The organism is Novosphingobium olei, from assembly GCF_037076535.1.
Classification (GTDB): Bacteria; Pseudomonadota; Alphaproteobacteria; order Sphingomonadales; family Sphingomonadaceae; genus Novosphingobium; species Novosphingobium olei.
Window position 1 is genome coordinate 1,895,905 of sequence record NZ_AP029021.1, and the last position, 18,137, is coordinate 1,914,041.

Sequence of the window (18,137 nt, forward strand, 5' to 3'; positions counted from 1 at the left end):
TAAAGAAATACAAACGCCGAAAGGCGGCCCTGTTACCAGAACCGCCTTCCACGACGTGACACGCTCCCCCTAGCCGCGCTGCATTGCAGTACGATGAACGGACATGAACAGCGTGTGACAGGCCCCGGTTTCGCGGTCTGCGCCCCGGATGCCCGACGGGGCTGGAAACTGGACATTCGCGCCCCGCTCTGCCAACGCGCGAGCCATGACCACGATGACGCCCAACAGCTTCCGCACCCTGCCCGACGAGCGCGGCCACTTCGGCCAGTTCGGCGGCCGCTACGTCGCTGAAACGCTGATGCCGCTGATCCTCGATCTCGAGGCGGAATATCGCAAGGCAAAGGCCGATCCCGCCTTCCAGGCCGAGTTCGACGACCTGCTCGAACACTATGTCGGCCGGCCTAGCCCGCTCTACTTCGCGCCGCGCCTCACCGCCGAACTCGGCGGCGCGCAGATTTGGTTCAAGCGCGACGAGCTGAACCACACCGGCGCGCACAAGATCAACAATTGTGTCGGCCAGATCCTGCTCGCCATGCGCATGGGCAAGACGCGGATCATCGCCGAAACCGGCGCGGGCCAGCACGGCGTCGCCACCGCCACCGTCTGCGCGCGGTTCGGCCTGCCCTGCACCATCTTCATGGGCGCGACCGACGTCGCCCGCCAGCAGCCCAACGTGTTCCGCATGAAGCTCCTGGGTGCCGAAGTCGTGCCCGTCACGGCGGGCGCAGGCACGCTCAAGGACGCGATGAACGAGGCGCTGCGTGATTGGGTCGCGAACGTCCACAACACGTTCTACATCATCGGCACCGCCGCCGGCCCGCACCCCTATCCCGAGCTGGTTCGCGATTTCCAGAGCGTGATCGGGCGCGAGGCGCGCGAACAGCTGCTTTCCCGCACCGGCCGCCTGCCCGACCTGCTCGTCGCCGCGATCGGCGGCGGCAGCAACGCCATCGGTCTGTTCCACCCCTTCCTCGACGACAGCAGCGTGAAGATGCTCGGGGTCGAAGCGGCGGGCCACGGGCTCGACAAGGAACACGCCGCATCGCTCGCCGGTGGCCGCCCGGGCATCCTCCACGGCAACAAGACCTACCTGTTGCAGGACGAAGACGGCCAGATCACCGAAGGCCACTCGATCTCGGCCGGGCTCGACTATCCCGGCATCGGGCCCGAGCACGCCTGGCTCAAGGAAATCGGTCGCGTCGATTACACTTCGGTCACCGACAAGGAAGCCTTGGACGCCTTCCAGCTGCTCTGCCGCACCGAAGGCATCATCCCCGCGCTCGAACCCAGCCACGCCATCGCCGCCGTGGCCAAGGTCGCGCCGACGCTGCCCAAGGACACCATCATCCTCGCCAACCTTTGCGGCCGCGGCGACAAGGACATCTTCTCGGTGGCCGAGCATCTGGGGGTGAAGATCTGATGTCCCAGCGTCTTTCGACCGCCTTCGCCAAGGGCCATCCCGCCCTCGTCTGCTTCGTTACCGCTGGTGACCCGACGCCCGACGCCACGCCCGCGATCCTCGACGCGCTGGTCGAAGGCGGGGCGGACGTGATCGAGCTGGGCATGCCCTTCACCGATCCGATGGCCGATGGCCCGGCGATCCAGCTCGCCAACCTGCGCAGCCTTGGCGCGGGCACTACGACGGCCGACATCCTGCGGATCGCGACCGACTTCCGCGCCCGCCATCCCGACGTGCCGCTGGTGCTGATGGGCTATGCCAACCCGATGACCATTCGGGGCCCCGAATGGTTTGCAGACGCCTGCGCCAAGGCTGGCGTCGATGGCGTGATCTGCGTCGACATTCCGCCCGAGGAAGATCCGGAGCTCGGCCCCGCGCTGCGCGCCAAGGGCATCTCGCCGATCCGCCTCGCCACGCCGACCACCGACGACGCCCGCCTGCCTGCGGTGCTCGAAGACTCGTCGGGCTTCCTTTACTACGTCTCGGTCGCTGGCATCACCGGCAAGCAGTCCGCCGCGCTCGATTCGATCGAGCAGGCGATGCAGCGATTGAAGGCCCACGCCGAAATCCCCGTCGCGGTCGGCTTCGGCGTCCGCACGCCCGAACAGGCCGGCCCGATTGCCCGCGTCGCCGATGGCGTCGTCGTCGGCTCGGCACTGGTCGATCTGATCGCCGAGCACGGCGCCAACGCCGCCGAACCTGTGCGCAAGCTCGTTTCCGCGCTTGCCCAGGCCGTGCATTCGGCGCGAAAGGAACTCGCATGAGCAGCTGGCTAACCCGCGTCCGCAACGCGCTTCCCTTCACCCCGAAGCGCGACACGCCCGACAACCTGTGGATCAAGTGCCCTTCGTGCAGCGAGATGCTGTTCACCAAGGAGTACGAAGACAACCTCTCGGTCTGCCCGCGCTGCGAGCATCACGGCCGCATCGGCGCCGACGCGCGGCTTGCCCAACTGCTCGATCCCGGTTTCGAGCTGCTGCCCGCGCCCAAGGTCAAGGAAGACCCGCTCAAGTTCCGCGACAGCAAGAAGTACACCGACCGTTTGAAGGCCGCCAAGGCCGCCAATCCGCATCCTGATGCGATGACCAACGCCTTCGGCACCATCGAAGGGCACAAGGCCGTGGTCGGCGTGCAGGACTTCGCCTTCATGGGCGGATCGATGGGCATGGCCGTGGGCAACGCCTTCCTCGCCGGCATCGATCGCGCGGTGAAGGAAAAGTGCCCCTATGTCGCGGTCACCGCTGCCGGCGGCGCGCGCATGCAGGAAGGCATCCTCAGCCTGATGCAGATGCCGCGCACCACCGTCGGCATCGCCAAGCTTCACGCGGCAGGCCAGCCCTATATCGTGATCCTGACCGATCCGACCACCGGCGGCGTCACCGCCAGCTACGCCATGCTCGGCGACGTCCAGATCGCCGAACCCGGCGCGCTCATCGGCTTTGCCGGCCAGCGCGTGATCCAGGACACCATCCGCGAAAAGCTGCCTGAAGGCTTCCAGCGCGCCGAGTACCTGCACGATCACGGCATGCTCGACATGGTCGTGCACCGCCACGCGCTCAAGGAAACCCTCGCCAAGACGATCGGCTATCTGACGGCTGCCAAGGCGGCATGAGCCCCTCCACCGTCCGGCGGACGGTCCCCCTCCCCGAGCAAGCTCCGGGAGGATAAACTTGGCCAGATCCTCCCCGAGCTTGCTCGGGGAGGTGGCAGCGCGAAGCGCTGACGGAGGGGTAGATTGCGCGATTTCGCCATTTCCGACGATCCGGCGGTCCAGGACCAACTGGACCGCCTCGGCGCGCTCTCGCTGCCGACCGGGCGCCTGGGGCTCGACACCGTGCGCGCCCTGCTTGCCCGCGTCGGCAACCCGCAGGATGCCCTGCCGCCGGTGTTCCACGTCGCCGGCACCAACGGCAAGGGCTCGACCTGCGCCTACTTGCGCGCGATCCTCGAAGCGCAGGGCCTGAAGGTCCACGCCGCGACCAAGCCGCACCTCGTCCGCTACAACGAACGCATCCGCATTGCCGGGCGCCTCGTTTCGGACGAACTGCTCGCCGAACTGCTAAAGGAAGTGCTCGACGCGGGCGAGGACCTTGCTCCCTCGTTCTTCGAGGTCACTACCGTCGCCACCTTCCTCGCCTTCCATCGCGAACCCGCCGACGTCTGCGTGATCGAGACCGGGCTCGGCGGGCGGCTCGACGCCACCAATGTGCTCAAGACCGCAGCCGCCTGCGGCATCGCGACGCTGGGCATGGATCACGAAGCCTTCCTCCTCGCGCCAGAGGATGGCGTCCCCACCGACCCGCTCGCCCGCATCGCGTTCGAAAAGGCGAGCATCGCCAAGGCGGGCGTGCCGCTGGTGACGCAAGCCTATCCCTCCAACGCCGCCGCCTCGGTGCTGGAAACCGCCGCCAAGCTTGGCGCGAGCGTGGTCATGCGCGGCCGCGACTGGGACGCGCGCGCCGACAGCGCGATCCACTACCGCGACGCGAACGGCGAACTGCTGCTCCCCCTCCCCGCCCTCGCCGGCGCGCACCAGGCCGACAACGCCGCGCTCGCCGTCGCCATGCTGCGCCACCAGAGCGCGATCGAGGTCGGCCATGCCGCGATGGCCAAGGGCATCGTCGACGCCCGCTGGCCTGCCCGCCTGCAGCGCCTCGGCCACGGCCCGCTGACCGACATCGTCGCCGGCCGCACCGTCTGGCTCGATGGCGGCCACAACCCGGACGCGGGCGAAGCCATCGCCCGCCACCTCGCCGCGCAGCCGCCGGTTCACATCGTCATGGGCATGCTCAAGGCCAAGGACCCCGGCGCCCTGCTCCGCCCCCTGGGCAGCCACGCCCTGTCGCTCTCGATCGTCCCCGCCCCCGGCCACGACGCGCACAGCCCCGAAGACTTCGCCCCGTTCAGCGCGCTGCCGGTGCAGAGCTTCCCCGACGTCGCCTCCGCCCTGCGCGCCCTGCCGCCCGAAGGCGACGTCCTCATCGCCGGCTCGCTCTACCTCGCCGGTGAAGTGCTGCGCCTGAACGAGGAAGTGCCCGACTGACGCGGGGTTGCGCGCGGGCAAGTACTGCAGCGCGCGCCATAGCCCCTCCGTCGCCCCGTGCTCGACACGGGGCTGGGCTTTTCGCCCGGCGTGCCATTTGGCATCGGACTCAGTTCGAGAAAGCAGAGCCCGGTGTCAAGCACGGGGCGACGTGAGCTTTGGATGACGGGGCGGTGTGCCCCGGACGGCAGGAAATGGGTGGGAAGCGGACGCTTTCCTATTCGTCATGCCAGCGAAGGCTGGCATCGCTTTCGGCCAAGCGCTCGATCAGATCAGATATTCCAAAAGGTCGTCCCAGCCCGGATTGGCTTGTTCGACCAGCCGGATTTTCCATTCCCGCTTCCATGCCTTCAGCGCCTTCTCACGCGCGATGGCATCCTCGATTGAAACATGTCGTTCGGCCAGCACCAGCCGGCTGATCCCGTACTTGCGGCAGAAAACCGATCCCGCGCCTTGCCTGTGCTGCGCCATACGTGCAGCCAGATTGCTGGTCACGCCAATGTAAAGCACGCCGCCCGGCTTGTTGGTCAGAATGTAGGTCCAGCCGCCGTGCTCCATGACCTTACAATCGCACCACGACGAGAGCGATGCCAGCCTTCGCTGGCATGACGGTTGGGAATCACAGGTCCGCAAGTCGGCGCTAGCTGCCTGATGAGTGGTAGTAACAAGCGCTGGCGTTTTCAAATGTCCGAATTCGACGCCGCAAGTTCTGTAATTGACGCCCCGCCTACGCCCTCTCCGCCCGCGCCACCCGCACCCACTCCAGCAGCACCATCACCACCGCCACCAGCCCCGCGGCCGCCGTCCAGCGGAACACCGTCGCGTAGCCATAGGTGTCGAACGCCTCCCCCGCGATGCCGCGCCCCAGCGAGCCGATCAGGAAGGTGAGCGAGGACAGCAGCGCGTATTGCACCGCCGTGTAGCTCTTGCTGACGATGCCCGACATGTAGGCGACGAAGGCCGCGCCGGCGATCCCAGTCGAAACGTTCTCGAAGCTGATCGCCAGCAGCAGCCGCACCATCCGCGCGTCGAAGCCGAACAGGGCGAACAGCGCGTTGAGGCCGGTGGCATTGCCCACCGCGTCGATGTGCCGCGCGCCTTCGGCAAGGTCGGCATAGACGAAGTTGCCCAGGATCGGCAGGATCGCGCCGATCAGGATCGTCGGCATCCGCCCCAGCGCGGTGAACAGGTAGCCGCCCAGGCTGATGCCGAGGATCGTCATGAAGATGCCGAACAGCTTCGAAGCGAAGGCGACCTCGTCCTTGGTGTACTTCAGGTGCTCGAGGTAGAACGGGAAGGCGAAGCTCGACCAGATGTTGTAGCACAGCGTGTAGGTCAGGATCATGCCGATCACGATCAGCACGCCCCAGCGCAGCCGCCCCGAAAGTTCGGCCAGCGGCGAAACCAGCGCGACGTAGAGATGGTTCGCCGCCGTGCGCAGCGGCGAAACGCGCGCATCGGGCGCGGTCAGCACCGCGCGGCCATGCGCCTTGAGCCAGTTGGTCAGCGCCGCCGCCACCAGCGGCACCACTACCGTCGCCACCACGATCCACGGGCCGTAGCTGCGGGTGAAATCGCTCACCGAAGGGTGCGGGCTGGCGGGATCGGCCGGCGCCAGCATGCCGACCATGAAGTGCCCGATCGTCCCGATCGCCCAGGCCCAGCTGACGCCGACCACCGCCAGCGCCGCCCAGCGCGCGGAGGGCGCCAGTTCGCCCGGCTGTGCCAGCGCCGCATGAAGCGCGCCCTGTTCGGGGCGCGGCGTATCGGGCGCACGCAGCGTCACCACCAGCATGATCGCCACGATCAGCCCCGCCATCGACAGGTAGACCAGCGGCCAGCTCATCCGACCCGCCATCACCAGCGCCAGCGCGCCGCCGACGATGGAGGCGATGCGATAGCCGAACTGGTAGATCGACGAGAGCAGCTCGACCGGCGTCGCCTCGTCCGCAACTTCGATCCGCCAGGCATCCACCGCCACGTCCTGCGTCGCCGAAGCGAAGGCGGCGAAGAACGCGAACAGCGCGAACGTGCCGATGGCGGTCGCCGGATTGGTCGCGGCAAGCCCGCCGAAGCCCAGCACCAGCACCATCTGGCACAAGAGGATCCAGCTCTTGCGCCGCCCCAGCCGGTCGAGCCCTGGCAGCGGCATCCGGTCGACCAGCGGCGACCACAGAAACTTGAACGAATAGGACAGGCCGATCCAGCTGAGCACGCCGATCGTCGCCAGGTCGATCTTCTCCTCGCCCAGCCAGGCGTTGAGCGTGCCGATCAGCAGCGCATAGGGCAGGCCCGATGAGAACCCGAAGCCCAGCATCGTGGCCGACTTGCGCTGGCGCAGCGCGATCCTGAGCAGCTTCAACCCCTTGGGGCGAGCCGGCTTTGCGCCGTCGTTGGCGGCACTCGATGCCATGCGATCCGGTGTCCCTTGTCCAATTGTCGTAGGAGATTAGCGGCGTTTCGGGGTAAGGCTAGGCCGATAACGGCGAAAAGCCGGGCAGAAGGAGAGGACGATGAGCGAAACGCTCGACCTGCGGCCCACCGATGGCCAGATCGCGCTGGCCCGGCGCATCGCTGTCGGCGTCGGCGAATCTGCGGGCGTCGTCACCCACGTGCCCGCTGCCGCCTATGTCGATGCGCAGCACTTCGCGCGCGAGAAGGCCGGCCTGTTCGACCGCCTGCCGCAAGTGCTGATCCCCTCGGCCCTGCTGCCCGATCGCAACATGGCCCTGCCGCATGATGCCACCGGCCGTCCGCTGCTGGTCACGCGCGATGGCGAAGGCCGTGCGCACGTGTTCCTCAACGTCTGTCGCCATCGCGGCACGCGCCTGGTCGAAGGCAGCGAGATCCAGTGCAGCGCGCGCATGGTCTGCCCCTACCACGCCTGGACCTACGCCACCGACGGCCGCCTGCTCGCCCTGCCCCGCCCCGAAACCTTTCCCGGCTTCGACAAGGCCGCGCACGGGCTGGTCGAACTGCCAAGCCTCGAAGCGGGTGGCCTCATCTGGTTCGCGCCGGTCGAGGCCGACTTCGCCGACGCCGCCGCGATCAGCGCGGATTTCGGCGCGATCGACTTGGGCGGCCACCACCTCTTCGCGCGCCGCACGCACGATGTCGCGGCGAACTGGAAGCTGATCATGGATGCCTTCCTCGAAAGCTACCATGTCCTGAGGCTCCATTCCGGCTCGATTGCGCCCTTCTTCAAGGACGGCGTCACCGCCGGGGACCGCATCGGCCCGCACCAGCGCTCGCTCGTCGGCCGCGCGGCGGAGATGGAGGGGCTCGACCTCGCCGACTGGTCCACGCTGCGCCGCCTGGGCACGTTCGCCTACCAGCTGTTCCCGGCGACGGTCGTCGTCGTGAGCCCGGACTACGTGAACCTGATGACGATCATGCCGCGCGGCGTCGACCGCACGCTGGTCGAAGACTTCATGCTGATCCCTGAGGCCCCCACGACCGACAAGGCGCGCGACCATTGGCAACGCAGCTGGGAGCTACTGGACGGTCGCGTGTTCGGCGCAGAGGACTTCCGCGCCGCCGAACTCGGCCAGCAGGGCCTGTCCTCGGGCGCGATCACGGAGCTGACACTGGGCACGCTCGAAACCGGCATCCGCCGCTTTCACGAGATCTGCGCCGAGATGATGGGCGACGGCTGACCCGCCGCCCGATAAGGATCAGACCAGACGCGCCTGCTTCACCGCTGCTTCGATGAAGCCACGGAACAGCGGGTGGACGTCGAACGGGCGGCTCTTCAGCTCCGGGTGGAACTGCACGCCGATGAACCACGGATGGTCGGGCCGCTCGACGATCTCGGGCAGCAGGCCATCGGGCGACATGCCGGAAAAGACGAGTCCGCCCTTTTCCAGCGCCTCGCGATAGGCGACGTTGACTTCGTAGCGGTGGCGGTGGCGTTCGCTGATCTCGCTCGCGCCATAGACCTGCGCCACGTGGCTGTTGCCCGCCAGCGCCGCAGGATAGGCGCCAAGCCGCATCGTGCCGCCAAGATCGCCGCCGGCCTGCCGCGTCTCGAGGCCTTCGGCCGTCATCCATTCGGTGATGATGCCCACCACCGGCTCCTCGGTCGGGCCGAACTCGGTTGAGCTCGCCGCCTTGATCCCGGCGGTGTTCCGGGCGCCTTCGATGCAGGCCATCTGCATGCCGAGGCAGATGCCGAAGAACGGCACCCCCCGTTCGCGCGCAAAGCGCACGCTGGCGATCTTGCCTTCCGATCCGCGCTCGCCGAAGCCGCCGGGCACCAGGATGCCGTGCATCGGTTCGAGGTGGGCCGCGATCTCGGCGTCGTCCTTCTCGAACAGTTCGGCGTCGATCCAGCGCACGTTGACCTTCACGCGGTTGGCCATGCCGCCGTGGACCAGCGCTTCGTTCAGCGACTTGTACGCATCCTGCAGGCCGACATACTTGCCGACCACGCCGATGGTCACTTCGCCTTCGGGGTTCTGGTGGCGGTCGACAATGTCGTGCCAGTGGCCAAGATCGGGGTTCGGTGCGGTAAGGCCGAAGTGGCGCAGCACTTCGTTGTCGAGCCCTTCGGCATGGTACTGCAGCGGCACGGCATAGATGCTCTTGGCATCGAGCGCCGGGATGACGGCGGATTTCCGCACGTTGCAGAACTGCGCGATCTTGGCGCGCTCGCTTTCGGGCAGCGGCTTCTCGCAGCGGCACAGCAGGATGTCGGGCTGGATGCCAAGGCCGGTCAGTTCACGCACGCTGTGCTGCGTCGGCTTGGTCTTCAGCTCACCGGCCGCGGCGATATAGGGTACCAGCGTCACGTGGACGAAGCAGGTCTGGTCGCGATCAAGCTCGTTGTGGAGCTGGCGCAGCGCTTCGATGAACGGCAGGCCCTCGATATCGCCCACCGTGCCGCCGATCTCGCACAGCACGAAGTCGAGGTCGTCGGTCTCGTCCTGCGCGAAGTCCTTGATCGCGTCGGTCACGTGCGGGATCACCTGCACCGTCGCGCCAAGGTAATCGCCCCGGCGCTCCTTGGCGATGATGTCGCGATAGATGCGGCCGCTCGTGATGTTGTCCGCCTGCCGCGCCGAAACGCCGGTGAAGCGTTCGTAGTGGCCAAGGTCGAGGTCGGTTTCCGCGCCGTCGTCGGTCACGAACACCTCGCCGTGCTGATACGGGCTCATCGTGCCCGGATCGACGTTGAGATAGGGGTCGAACTTGCGGATGCGCACGCGATAGCCGCGCGCCTGCAGCAGCGCCGCGAGGCTCGCTGCCATGAGTCCCTTGCCGAGCGAGGAAACCACGCCGCCGGTGATGAATATGTACCGCGCCATGGGAGTTGGGCCTTAGCGTCAGAAGTTGCACACGCGCAAGCGGTTGCCGCTGAAATGATCGCGGCAATCCACAAGCGTAAGATCGAAAACGGCACAAGCCCGGCCACCCGCCCCATCGGGCGAGCAGTCGGACGTGGCTGCTTGAGTTGAACCCCGGCTAGTGCCGGAGCATTACGGCTTCGCGGCGGGCGCGAGCGGATCGGTAACCGGAGCCTGGCCCGGAGCCTGGCCAGTAGCCTGGCTCGCGCCGGCGGCGGGCGCCTGCGACTGGGCCGGCGCCGGCGAAGCGGCCAGCGGATCGGCCGGTGCTGCGGGAACCGTGCGATCGAGCGAGGTGTCGATCTTGCGGCCACCGCTCTGGCTCACCGCCAGCGCGGCAAGGACGATCGACAGAACGACGAACAGCGTCGCCAGGATCGAGGTCAGGCGGGTGATGAAGTCCGCCGCGCCGCGCGCCGACATGAAGCCCGAAGGGCTGCCGCCAACGCCGAGGCCGCCGCCTTCGGACTTCTGGATCAGGATCACGCCGACAAGCGAAGCTGCGACCAGCGCCTGCACGACGGTAAGGAAAATGAAGAGCGACATTCAAGTCTCGCTGAAAGCTGTTGCGGCGCATCTAGGCGCAAGGGGCCACGAGCGCAACCCGCGCCGCGCCCCTTCTGGTGGCCTGGGCTTATCCTTCGCCCGCGCCGGCCGCCGCCACGATCGGCAGGAAGGCATCGGCCGTCAGGCTCGCCCCGCCGACCAGCGCCCCGCCGACACCCTCGGCCGCCAGCAGGTCGGCCGCGTTGCCGGCGTTGACCGAACCGCCATAGAGGATGCGCACCTTCTCGCCCGCCTCGCCATACGCGGCGACGAGCCGCGCGCGCACGGCCGCGTGCATCGCCACGACGTCCTCGACCGCGGCGACGCGGCCGGTGCCGATCGCCCAGACGGGCTCGTAAGCCACGGCAACCTTGCCCGTCGCCACGGCTTCGGCGGCGGCATCGCCCAGCGGGATCGAGCCATCGACCTGGCCCGAGACGATCGCCTCGGCCTTGCCGGCGTCGCGCTCTTCCAGCGTCTCGCCCACGCAGACGATCACGCCCAGCCCGGCGGCCAGCGCCGCTTCGGCCTTGGCGCGGATCAGCGCGTCGCCTTCGCCATGGTCCTTGCGGCGCTCGCTGTGGCCCAGGATGACGAAGTCGGCGCCGATATCGGCCAGCATCGCGGCCGAAACGTCGCCAGTGTGCGCGCCCTTGACGGCGACGTGGCAATCCTGCCCGCCCACGCCGATCTCGCTGACTTCGGCGCGCAGGGCGCCGATCAGCGTGAACGGCGGCGCAAGCGCGATGTCGACGTCGGGATAGCGGGCAGCGCCGCGCGCAATGGCGCGTGCTTCGGCGAGCATGGCGCGCGTCCCGTTCATCTTCCAGTTGCCGACAATATAGGGTCGGTGCGGCATTGGCTTCGACTGCCCCCTCGAAATGGTGATTCCCGTGAACCTGCGGCGCGGCTAACAAAATGAAGATACGAATGCAAAACGCTTGGCCGCTTTTTGCACGCCCTTTGCCCGGCCGATGCCGTGGCACACCTGCGGGAAAGCGGCCTGCCGTGCGCCATCGGGACGCCAGATGTGGCGTTGCGGAATTTATCCACGCCGCCTAAGGCAGCGCCCTTGGTATCCATTCCCCGTCTGGACGATCGCCTGCGATGCTCGGTTTCCTGCGTTCCCTTATTCACTCCCGCATCGGCGCGCTGGTTGCGCTGGTCTTTCTCGGCCTGATCGCGCTGGCCTTTGCGGGGGCCGACGTTACCGGCTCGCGCTTTGGCGGCATTGCCGGGGGTGACCGCGTCGCCTCGGTCGGCGGCAGCCGCATCGGCACGGCCGAGCTTGGCAAGGCGGTGACCAACGCGCTCGAAGGCGAACGGCAAAAGACCCCGACGCTGACGATGAAGGACTTCGTCGCCAGCGGCGCCATCGACCAGGTGCTCAACGGCCTGATCGACCGCGCGGCCATGATGGAATGGGGCGCCAAGCATGGCTTTGCCGTGTCGGATCGCCTGGTCGACAGCGAAATCGTCAAGATTCCCGCCTTCCAGGGCCCCGACGGCAAGTTCAGCGAAAGCGCCTACCGCCAGCTGCTCGCCCAGCGCAACCTGACCGACGCGCTCGTGCGCAGCGACATCGGCCAGGGCCTGATGGCGCGCCAGCTGCTCGTTCCCGGCAGCTTCGGCGCGCAGTTCCCCAAGGGCGTCGCGCTGCGCTATGCCGCGCTGCTCAAGGAAAAGCGCGAAGGCGTGCTCGCCTTCGTCCCCGCCACCGCCTTCGCCCCCAAGCAGGGGCCGGACGATGCCGCGCTCGCCGCCTTCTACAAGGCGCATTCGCAGCGCTACATGCTGCCCGAACGCCGCACGATCCGCTATGCCGTGCTCGATGAAAAGGCGGTCCAGAACGCGCCTGCGCCGACCGACGCCGAAATCGCCCAGCGCTACAAGCTGAACGCCGCGACCTATGCCCCCAGCCAGACGCGCGATTTCAGCCAGGTGATCGTCGCCGACGAAGCCACCGCCAAGGCGCTCGCTGCCGAGGTGGCCGCGGGCAAGCCGATCGACGCCGCCGCCAAGGCCAAGGGCCTGTCCGCCGCCAAGCTGCCCGGCCTCACCCGTGATGCCCTGACCTCGCAGGCGTCGAAGGCCGTCGCCGACGCCGCCTTCGCCGCCGCGCAGGGCAAGGTCGCTGCTCCGGCGAAGAGCCCGATCGGCTGGCACGTCGTCCGCGTCGATGCCGTCCACGACAATCCCGGCAAGACGCTCGAACAGGCCCGCGCCGAAATCGTCGCCGCGCTCGCCGTCGAAAAGCGCCGCGCCGCGCTGACCGACCTTGCCGCCAAGATCGAGGAGCAGTTCGAGAACGGCACCGGCCTTGCCGACGCCGCCAAGTCGCTCGGCCTTGCGCCCGTCGCTTCCGATCCGCTCCAGGCCGATGGCACCGTTTTCGGCAAGCTCGGCGTGAAGCCGGCGCCCGAAGTCGCCGCGCTGGTCCAGGCCGCGTTCGCGATGGAACGCGAAGGCCAGCCGCAGATCAGCCAGGGCGCCGATGGCAAGCTGGTCATGTTCGATGTGGCCCGCATCGATGCCGCCGCCCCCGCCCCGCTCGCGCAGATCCGCGATCGCGTCGCGCGCGATTGGCAGGTCGATGCCGGCAGCGCCAAGGCCCAGGCCGCGCGCGACACCATCCTTGCCGCGCTGCGCAAGGGCACGCCGCTCGCCGATGCGATGAAGGCAACCGGTGCCACCCTGCCCGCGCCCAGCCCCGTGACGATGAGCCGCGAACAGCTCAACGCGATGCAGCCGCGCATTCCCGAAGCGCTCGCGCTGATGTTCTCGATGGCGCAGGGCACGGCCAAGTCGATCGCCGCGCCCGATGGCTCGGGCTGGATCGTCGTCTCGCTGGGCAAGGTCATTCCGGGCGTGGTCACCGCAAACGACCCGATCGTTCCTGCCGCCGCGCAGGAACTGTCGCAGGCGCTCGGCCCCGAATACGGCGCTTCGCTGCGCCGCGCGATCAGCAACGATGTCGGCGTGAAGCGCAACGAAGCAGGCATCCGCGCCGTGCGCACGCAGCTCGTCGGCGGGCAGTAAGTCCGTGACGGCCGCCAACGCCACGCTCGACCGGACACCCGCCCAAACCGGGCGTCCGGAGAACTGGGACGCTGCTGCCGCCGCGCTGCAGGCGGGCAGGCCAGCGCTGATCTGGCGCCGCCTGATCGCCGATACCGAAACCCCGGTCGGTGCCGCGCTCAAGCTGATGCAATCGGGTCGTGGCGATTTCCTGCTCGAATCCGTGCAGGGCGGCGAGGTGCGCGGGCGCTACAGCCTGCTCGGGCTCGATCCCGACCTCGTCTTCCGCGCCACCGGCCACGCCTGCGAAGTGAACCGCATCTGGCGGCACGATCGCGCCGCCTTCGCCCCGCTTGCGGGCGATGCCCTGGTCGAACTGCGCGCGCTGGTCGATTCCTGCCGCATCGACGTGCCGCAGGGCCTGCCCCCGGTGCTGGCGCTGTTCGTCGGCTACTTCGGCTACGAAACCATCGGCCTTGTCGAAAAGCTGCCCCGCGCGCCCGACAGCGATCTGGTGCTGCCCGACATGCTGTTCGTGCGGCCCACCGTGGTGCTGGTGTTCGACCGCCTGACCGACGAACTCCACGCCGTCGCGCCGGTCTGGGCTGGCGCGGGCGATCCGTCGCATCTGCTCGAAGCCGCCGCCGACCGCATCGACGAAGCGCTGCGCCGCCTGTCCGAAGCAGCGCCGGCCGAACCGCGCCTCGACCAGCCGCTCGAAATCGAGCGCACCCCGGTCATGGCGCCCGAACAGTATGCGGGCATGGTCGGCCGGGCCAAGGACTACATCGAAGCGGGCGACATATTCCAGGTCGTGCTGGCACAGCGCTTCACCGCGCCCTTCCCGCTCCCGGCCTCGGCGCTCTACCGCTCGCTTCGCCGCGTGAACCCGTCGCCGTTCCTCTGCTTCCTCGATCTGCCCGGCTTCGCGCTGATCGGCTCGAGCCCGGAAATCCTCGTCCGCATCCGCAACGGCGAAGTCACCATCCGCCCGATCGCCGGCACGCGACCGCGCGGCAGCACGCCGGAGGAAGACCAGGCCAACGAAATCAGCCTGCTGGCCGATCCCAAGGAACGCGCAGAGCACCTGATGCTGCTCGATCTCGGCCGCAACGACGTCGGCCGCGTGGCGCAGGCGGGCACGGTCAAGGTCACCGAAAGCTACACCATCGAACGCTACAGCCACGTGATGCACATCGTGTCGAACGTGGTGGGCAAGCTCGACACCACCCGCGCCGACAGCGTCGACGCGCTGTTCGCAGGTTTTCCCGCCGGCACCGTCAGCGGCGCGCCCAAGGTGCGCGCCTGCGAGGTGATCGCCGAACTGGAGCCCGAAACGCGTGGCGCCTATGCCGGCGGCGTCGGCTACTTCGCGCCCGATGGCTCGGTCGACAGCTGCATCATCCTGCGCACCGGCGTGCTCAAGGACGGCGTGCTCCACGTCCAGGCCGGCGCCGGCATCGTCGCCGACAGCAACCCCGAATACGAACAGCGCGAATGCGAGGCCAAGTCCGGCGCGCTCTTCGCCGCCGCCCGCGAAGCCATCCGCGTCGCCAGCGAACCCCGGTTCGGACAGTAAGGCCGAAGCTCCATGATCCTCGTCATCGACAACTACGACAGCTTCACCTGGAACCTGGTCCATTACCTGATGGAGCTGGGCGCCAAGGTCGAAGTCGTGCGCAACGACGCGATGAGCGCGGCTGAAGCCATTGCCACCGGCGCCAATGGCTTCCTGCTCTCGCCCGGCCCCTGCACGCCCAACGAAGCGGGCATCAGCCTCGATCTCGTCGCCGCGTGCGCTCAGGCCGAAAAGCCGCTGCTCGGCGTGTGCCTTGGCCACCAGTCGATCGGCCAGCACTTTGGCGGCAAGGTCGTGCGCGGCGGACTGATGCACGGCAAGACCAGCCAGGTGACGCACGATGGCACCGGCCTGTTCGAAGGCCTGCCCTCGCCGTTCACCGCCACGCGCTATCACTCGCTGATCGTCGAGGACGTGCCTGATGCGCTGATCGTCAATGCGCGGTCGGACGATGGTCACGTGATGGGCTTCCGCCACGTGTCGCTGCCGATCCATTCGGTGCAGTTCCACCCCGAAAGCATCGCCACCGAGCACGGCCATGCGATGATCGCCAACTTCCTGCGCGTCTGCGGACTGGTCCCGCTCGCCCGCGCCGCCTGATCGGCACGATGACTCTGCACCTCCCAGACGTTACCGCCACGCCGTTCGCGGCGGACGAGGCGGAGCATCTGTTCGGCCAGATCCTCGACGGCACGCCCGAGGCTGACGATATCGCCCGCTTCCTCGTCGCGCTCTCCGACCGGGGCGAAGTGGCGAGCGAGATTGCGGGCGCTGCACAGGCGATGCGCGCGCGGATGATCCCGGTGTCCGGCCCTGCCAATGCGATCGACGTCTGCGGCACCGGCGGCGATGGCCTGCACACGCTCAACGTCTCGACCGCCGTCGCGCTCGTCGTCGCGGCCTGCGACGTACCCGTCGCCAAGCACGGCAACCGCGCCGCCAGTTCCAAGGCGGGCGCCGCCGATACGCTCGAAGCCCTCGGGCTCGATCTCAATCGCGCCGGAGAGACGGCCGAGGAAACGCTCAACGATCTGGGGATCGGCTTCCTCTTCGCCGCGCGCCACCACCCGGCGATGGGGCGGATCATGCCGATCCGCAAGGCGATCGGCCGTCGCACGATCTTCAACCTGATGGGCCCGCTCGCCAACCCGGCGGGCGTGTCGCGCCAGCTCGTCGGCATCGCCCGCCCCGCCTACGTGCCGATCTATGCCGAAGCGCTGCGTGCGCTGGGCAGTCGGCACAGTCTCGTCGTCTCGGGCGACGAAGGCATGGACGAGCTGAGCCTTGCCGGCGGCAACGAAGTGGCCGAACTGAAGGACGGCGTGGTGCTGATGCGCCGCGTCCACCCTGCCGATGCCGATCTTCCGGTCCACCCGATCGAGGCGATCCAGGGCGGCGATGCGGCCTACAACGCCGCCGCGCTGCGCCGCCTGCTCCACGGCGAGCCCGGCCCCTATCGCGATGCCGTATTGTTCAACGCCGCCGCCGCGCTGATCGTCGCGGGCGAAGTGCATTCGTTCCACGAAGGGGTCGAGGAAGCGGCCGAAGCCATCGACAAGGGCCTCGCCAACGCGCTGCTCAACTGCTGGATCGCCGCGCTGCGCTGACCTTCCCCCGCGCCCCCTCGACAAACCGCCCCGCCCACGGCAAGGCGCTTCGCACGATGACCGACAAGCTCGCCGAAATCTGCGCCACCAAGCGCGACGAAGTGCTCGCCCGCAAGGGGTTCGCCACACTTGCCGACCTCGCCGCGCGCGCCAGCGAACAGACCCCGCCGCGCGGGTTTGAGGCGGCCCTGCGCCAGCGCGCAGCCACCGGCTTCGCGCTGATCGCCGAGATCAAGAAGGCGAGCCCGTCCAAGGGCCTGATCCGCCCCGATTTCCGCCCCGCCGAGCATGCGCTCGCCTACCAGGCGGGCGGCGCTGCGTGCCTTTCGGTGCTGACCGATGCGCCCTATTTCCAGGGCCACGAAGACTATCTGATGGACGCCCGCGCCGCCTGCGCCCTGCCGGTGATCCGCAAGGACTTCATGGTTGATCCCTGGCAGTGCGCCGAAGCCCGCGCCATCGGCGCCGACGCCATCCTGATCATCGTCGCCGCGCTCGAAGACGCCCAGATGGCCGAGATCGAGGCCGCCGCGCGCGAACAGGGCATGGACGTGCTGGTCGAAGTCCACAACGAAGCCGAAATGGAGCGCGCCGCCCGCCTGCAATCGCGCCTGATCGGGGTCAACAACCGCGACCTGAAGCGCTTCGTCACCGACCTTGGCACCACCGAACGCCTCGCCCCGCTGGCTCCGCAAGGCACGCTGCTCGTGGCCGAAAGCGGCATCAACACCCACGAAGACCTGCTGCGGCTGGAAAAGTGCGGCGCGCGCACTTTCCTCGTCGGCGAAGCGTTGATGCGCCAGCCCGACGTCGAAGCGGCAACGCGCACCCTGCTAGAGGGCTAAGCCCGCCGCCCGCACGGAGCCTGTCGAAGGGCTGCCCTGCCTACCGCCCGCTGCCCCACAGCTCGGGCCGCCGCAGCAGCAGCGCCTGCGCCAGCACCAGCGTCTTGGCATCGGTCAGCTCGCCCGCCAGCACCATGTCGCGCAAGGCGTCCAGGGTGATCTCGTGCACGCTGATCGCCTCGAATTCGCCTTCCGCCCCGCCACCTTCGCCCACGCGGTCGGCGGCAGTGTATTCGGCAAGGTAGAGCATCACCCGCTCGGTCGAAACCGGCGGGATCGGCCAGATATTGGCCACCGGCTCCAGCTGGCCCAGCCGCAGCCCGCCTTCCTCCATCGCCTCTTCGCGGATGCGATCCTCGGGCGCGATGCCGTCGAGACCGCCGGCGATCGCCTCCAGCACCGGCGCCTCGCCCGCCGCGATGACCGGTGCGCGCGGCTGGGTGATCAGCAGGCAGCACCGCCGCACCGGATCATAGGGCAGCACCGCCACCGCCTGCCCGTTGTCGAGCAGATGGCGTTCCACCACCACGCCGTCGGGCAGCCGCACCTTCAACCGCGAGAACCTGTACCAGCCGTCGTAGACCAGCTCCTGCCCGATGATCTCGCCCATGATCGTCCCAATCTCCGCCACGGCCGCTCCGCCACGCAATCGGCCTAGCCGCCCCGCCCGGCCCGATGCAACGACCGTTTGCTGC

The 18,137-nt window shown here is 68.3% G+C and carries 16 protein-coding genes; 10 read left to right on the forward strand and 6 right to left on the reverse strand.

The window, feature by feature from the left end; all coding sequences use genetic code 11:
* Positions 1-205: 205 nt before the first annotated feature.
* The 4 genes from trpB to AACH40_RS08970 all read left to right on the forward strand — a co-directional run bounded on the left by trpB (position 206) and on the right by AACH40_RS08970 (position 4,502).
* Positions 206-1,420 (forward strand): tryptophan synthase subunit beta, encoded by a 1,215-nt coding sequence (gene trpB, locus AACH40_RS08955; protein WP_338645757.1) that lies wholly within the window; start codon positions 206-208, stop codon positions 1,418-1,420.
* A complete protein-coding gene (gene trpA, locus AACH40_RS08960; protein WP_338645759.1) occupies positions 1,420-2,223 on the forward strand; it encodes a tryptophan synthase subunit alpha in 804 nt (267 codons plus the stop codon). The genes trpB and trpA overlap by 1 nt, the downstream gene beginning before the upstream one ends.
* Positions 2,220-3,071: an acetyl-CoA carboxylase, carboxyltransferase subunit beta gene (gene accD, locus AACH40_RS08965; RefSeq protein ID WP_338645761.1), complete on the forward strand. Its 852-nt coding sequence runs from the start codon at positions 2,220-2,222 to the stop codon at positions 3,069-3,071. The genes trpA and accD overlap by 4 nt, the downstream gene beginning before the upstream one ends.
* Positions 3,072-3,194: 123 nt before the next feature.
* The gene (locus tag AACH40_RS08970; RefSeq protein ID WP_338645763.1) at positions 3,195-4,502 is read left to right on the forward strand and encodes a folylpolyglutamate synthase/dihydrofolate synthase family protein; all 1,308 of its coding nucleotides are present in this window, start codon (positions 3,195-3,197) and stop codon (positions 4,500-4,502) included.
* 267 nt (positions 4,503-4,769) lie between these two features.
* Here AACH40_RS08970 and AACH40_RS08975 read toward each other — a convergent pair whose 3' ends face one another.
* Both AACH40_RS08975 and AACH40_RS08980 read right to left on the reverse strand, forming a co-directional pair.
* Positions 4,770-5,060 (reverse strand): GIY-YIG nuclease family protein, encoded by a 291-nt coding sequence (locus AACH40_RS08975; protein ID WP_338645765.1) that lies wholly within the window; start codon positions 5,058-5,060, stop codon positions 4,770-4,772.
* A gap of 169 nt (positions 5,061-5,229) precedes the next feature.
* Positions 5,230-6,915, reverse strand: coding sequence for an AmpG family muropeptide MFS transporter (locus AACH40_RS08980; RefSeq protein ID WP_338645767.1), 1,686 nt, complete (start codon positions 6,913-6,915; stop codon positions 5,230-5,232).
* Positions 6,916-7,015: 100 nt separating this feature from the next.
* On the opposite strand from AACH40_RS08980, the gene AACH40_RS08985 reads away from it, so the two are divergent.
* Positions 7,016-8,158, forward strand: a complete 1,143-nt coding sequence (locus AACH40_RS08985; protein WP_338645769.1) for an aromatic ring-hydroxylating dioxygenase subunit alpha — start codon at positions 7,016-7,018, stop codon at positions 8,156-8,158.
* An 18-nt stretch (positions 8,159-8,176) separates the two neighbouring features.
* Here the strand turns inward: AACH40_RS08985 and AACH40_RS08990 are convergent, their stop codons facing one another.
* The 3 genes from AACH40_RS08990 to tpiA all read right to left on the reverse strand — a co-directional run bounded on the left by AACH40_RS08990 (position 8,177) and on the right by tpiA (position 11,252).
* Positions 8,177-9,808 carry a CTP synthase gene (locus tag AACH40_RS08990; RefSeq protein WP_338645771.1) on the reverse strand — a complete coding sequence of 544 codons (1,632 nt, stop codon included), beginning with the start codon at positions 9,806-9,808 and terminating at the stop codon, positions 8,177-8,179.
* Positions 9,809-9,979: 171 nt separating this feature from the next.
* Positions 9,980-10,393 carry a preprotein translocase subunit SecG gene (secG, locus tag AACH40_RS08995; RefSeq protein WP_338645773.1) on the reverse strand — a complete coding sequence of 138 codons (414 nt, stop codon included), beginning with the start codon at positions 10,391-10,393 and terminating at the stop codon, positions 9,980-9,982.
* A gap of 88 nt (positions 10,394-10,481) precedes the next feature.
* Positions 10,482-11,252: a triose-phosphate isomerase gene (gene tpiA / locus AACH40_RS09000; protein WP_338645775.1), complete on the reverse strand. Its 771-nt coding sequence runs from the start codon at positions 11,250-11,252 to the stop codon at positions 10,482-10,484.
* Between the two features lie 248 nt (positions 11,253-11,500).
* Between tpiA and AACH40_RS09005 the strand changes: the two genes are divergently transcribed.
* From AACH40_RS09005 to trpC, 5 genes are all read left to right on the forward strand, one after another.
* The gene (locus tag AACH40_RS09005) at positions 11,501-13,432 is read left to right on the forward strand and encodes a peptidylprolyl isomerase (RefSeq protein ID WP_338645777.1); all 1,932 of its coding nucleotides are present in this window, start codon (positions 11,501-11,503) and stop codon (positions 13,430-13,432) included.
* A gap of 166 nt (positions 13,433-13,598) precedes the next feature.
* Positions 13,599-14,990 carry an anthranilate synthase component I family protein gene (locus AACH40_RS09010; protein WP_338646008.1) on the forward strand — a complete coding sequence of 464 codons (1,392 nt, stop codon included), beginning with the start codon at positions 13,599-13,601 and terminating at the stop codon, positions 14,988-14,990.
* Between the two features lie 12 nt (positions 14,991-15,002).
* Positions 15,003-15,590 (forward strand): aminodeoxychorismate/anthranilate synthase component II, encoded by a 588-nt coding sequence (locus tag AACH40_RS09015; RefSeq protein ID WP_338645779.1) that lies wholly within the window; start codon positions 15,003-15,005, stop codon positions 15,588-15,590.
* An 8-nt stretch (positions 15,591-15,598) separates the two neighbouring features.
* Positions 15,599-16,597, forward strand: a complete 999-nt coding sequence (trpD, locus tag AACH40_RS09020) for an anthranilate phosphoribosyltransferase (protein WP_338645781.1) — start codon at positions 15,599-15,601, stop codon at positions 16,595-16,597.
* 56 nt (positions 16,598-16,653) lie between these two features.
* The gene (gene trpC / locus AACH40_RS09025) at positions 16,654-17,442 is read left to right on the forward strand and encodes an indole-3-glycerol phosphate synthase TrpC (RefSeq protein ID WP_338645783.1); all 789 of its coding nucleotides are present in this window, start codon (positions 16,654-16,656) and stop codon (positions 17,440-17,442) included.
* A gap of 40 nt (positions 17,443-17,482) precedes the next feature.
* On the opposite strand, the gene AACH40_RS09030 is transcribed toward trpC, so the two are convergent.
* Positions 17,483-18,073, reverse strand: coding sequence for an ADP-ribose pyrophosphatase (locus AACH40_RS09030; RefSeq protein WP_338645785.1), 591 nt, complete (start codon positions 18,071-18,073; stop codon positions 17,483-17,485).
* Positions 18,074-18,137 lie beyond the last annotated feature (64 nt).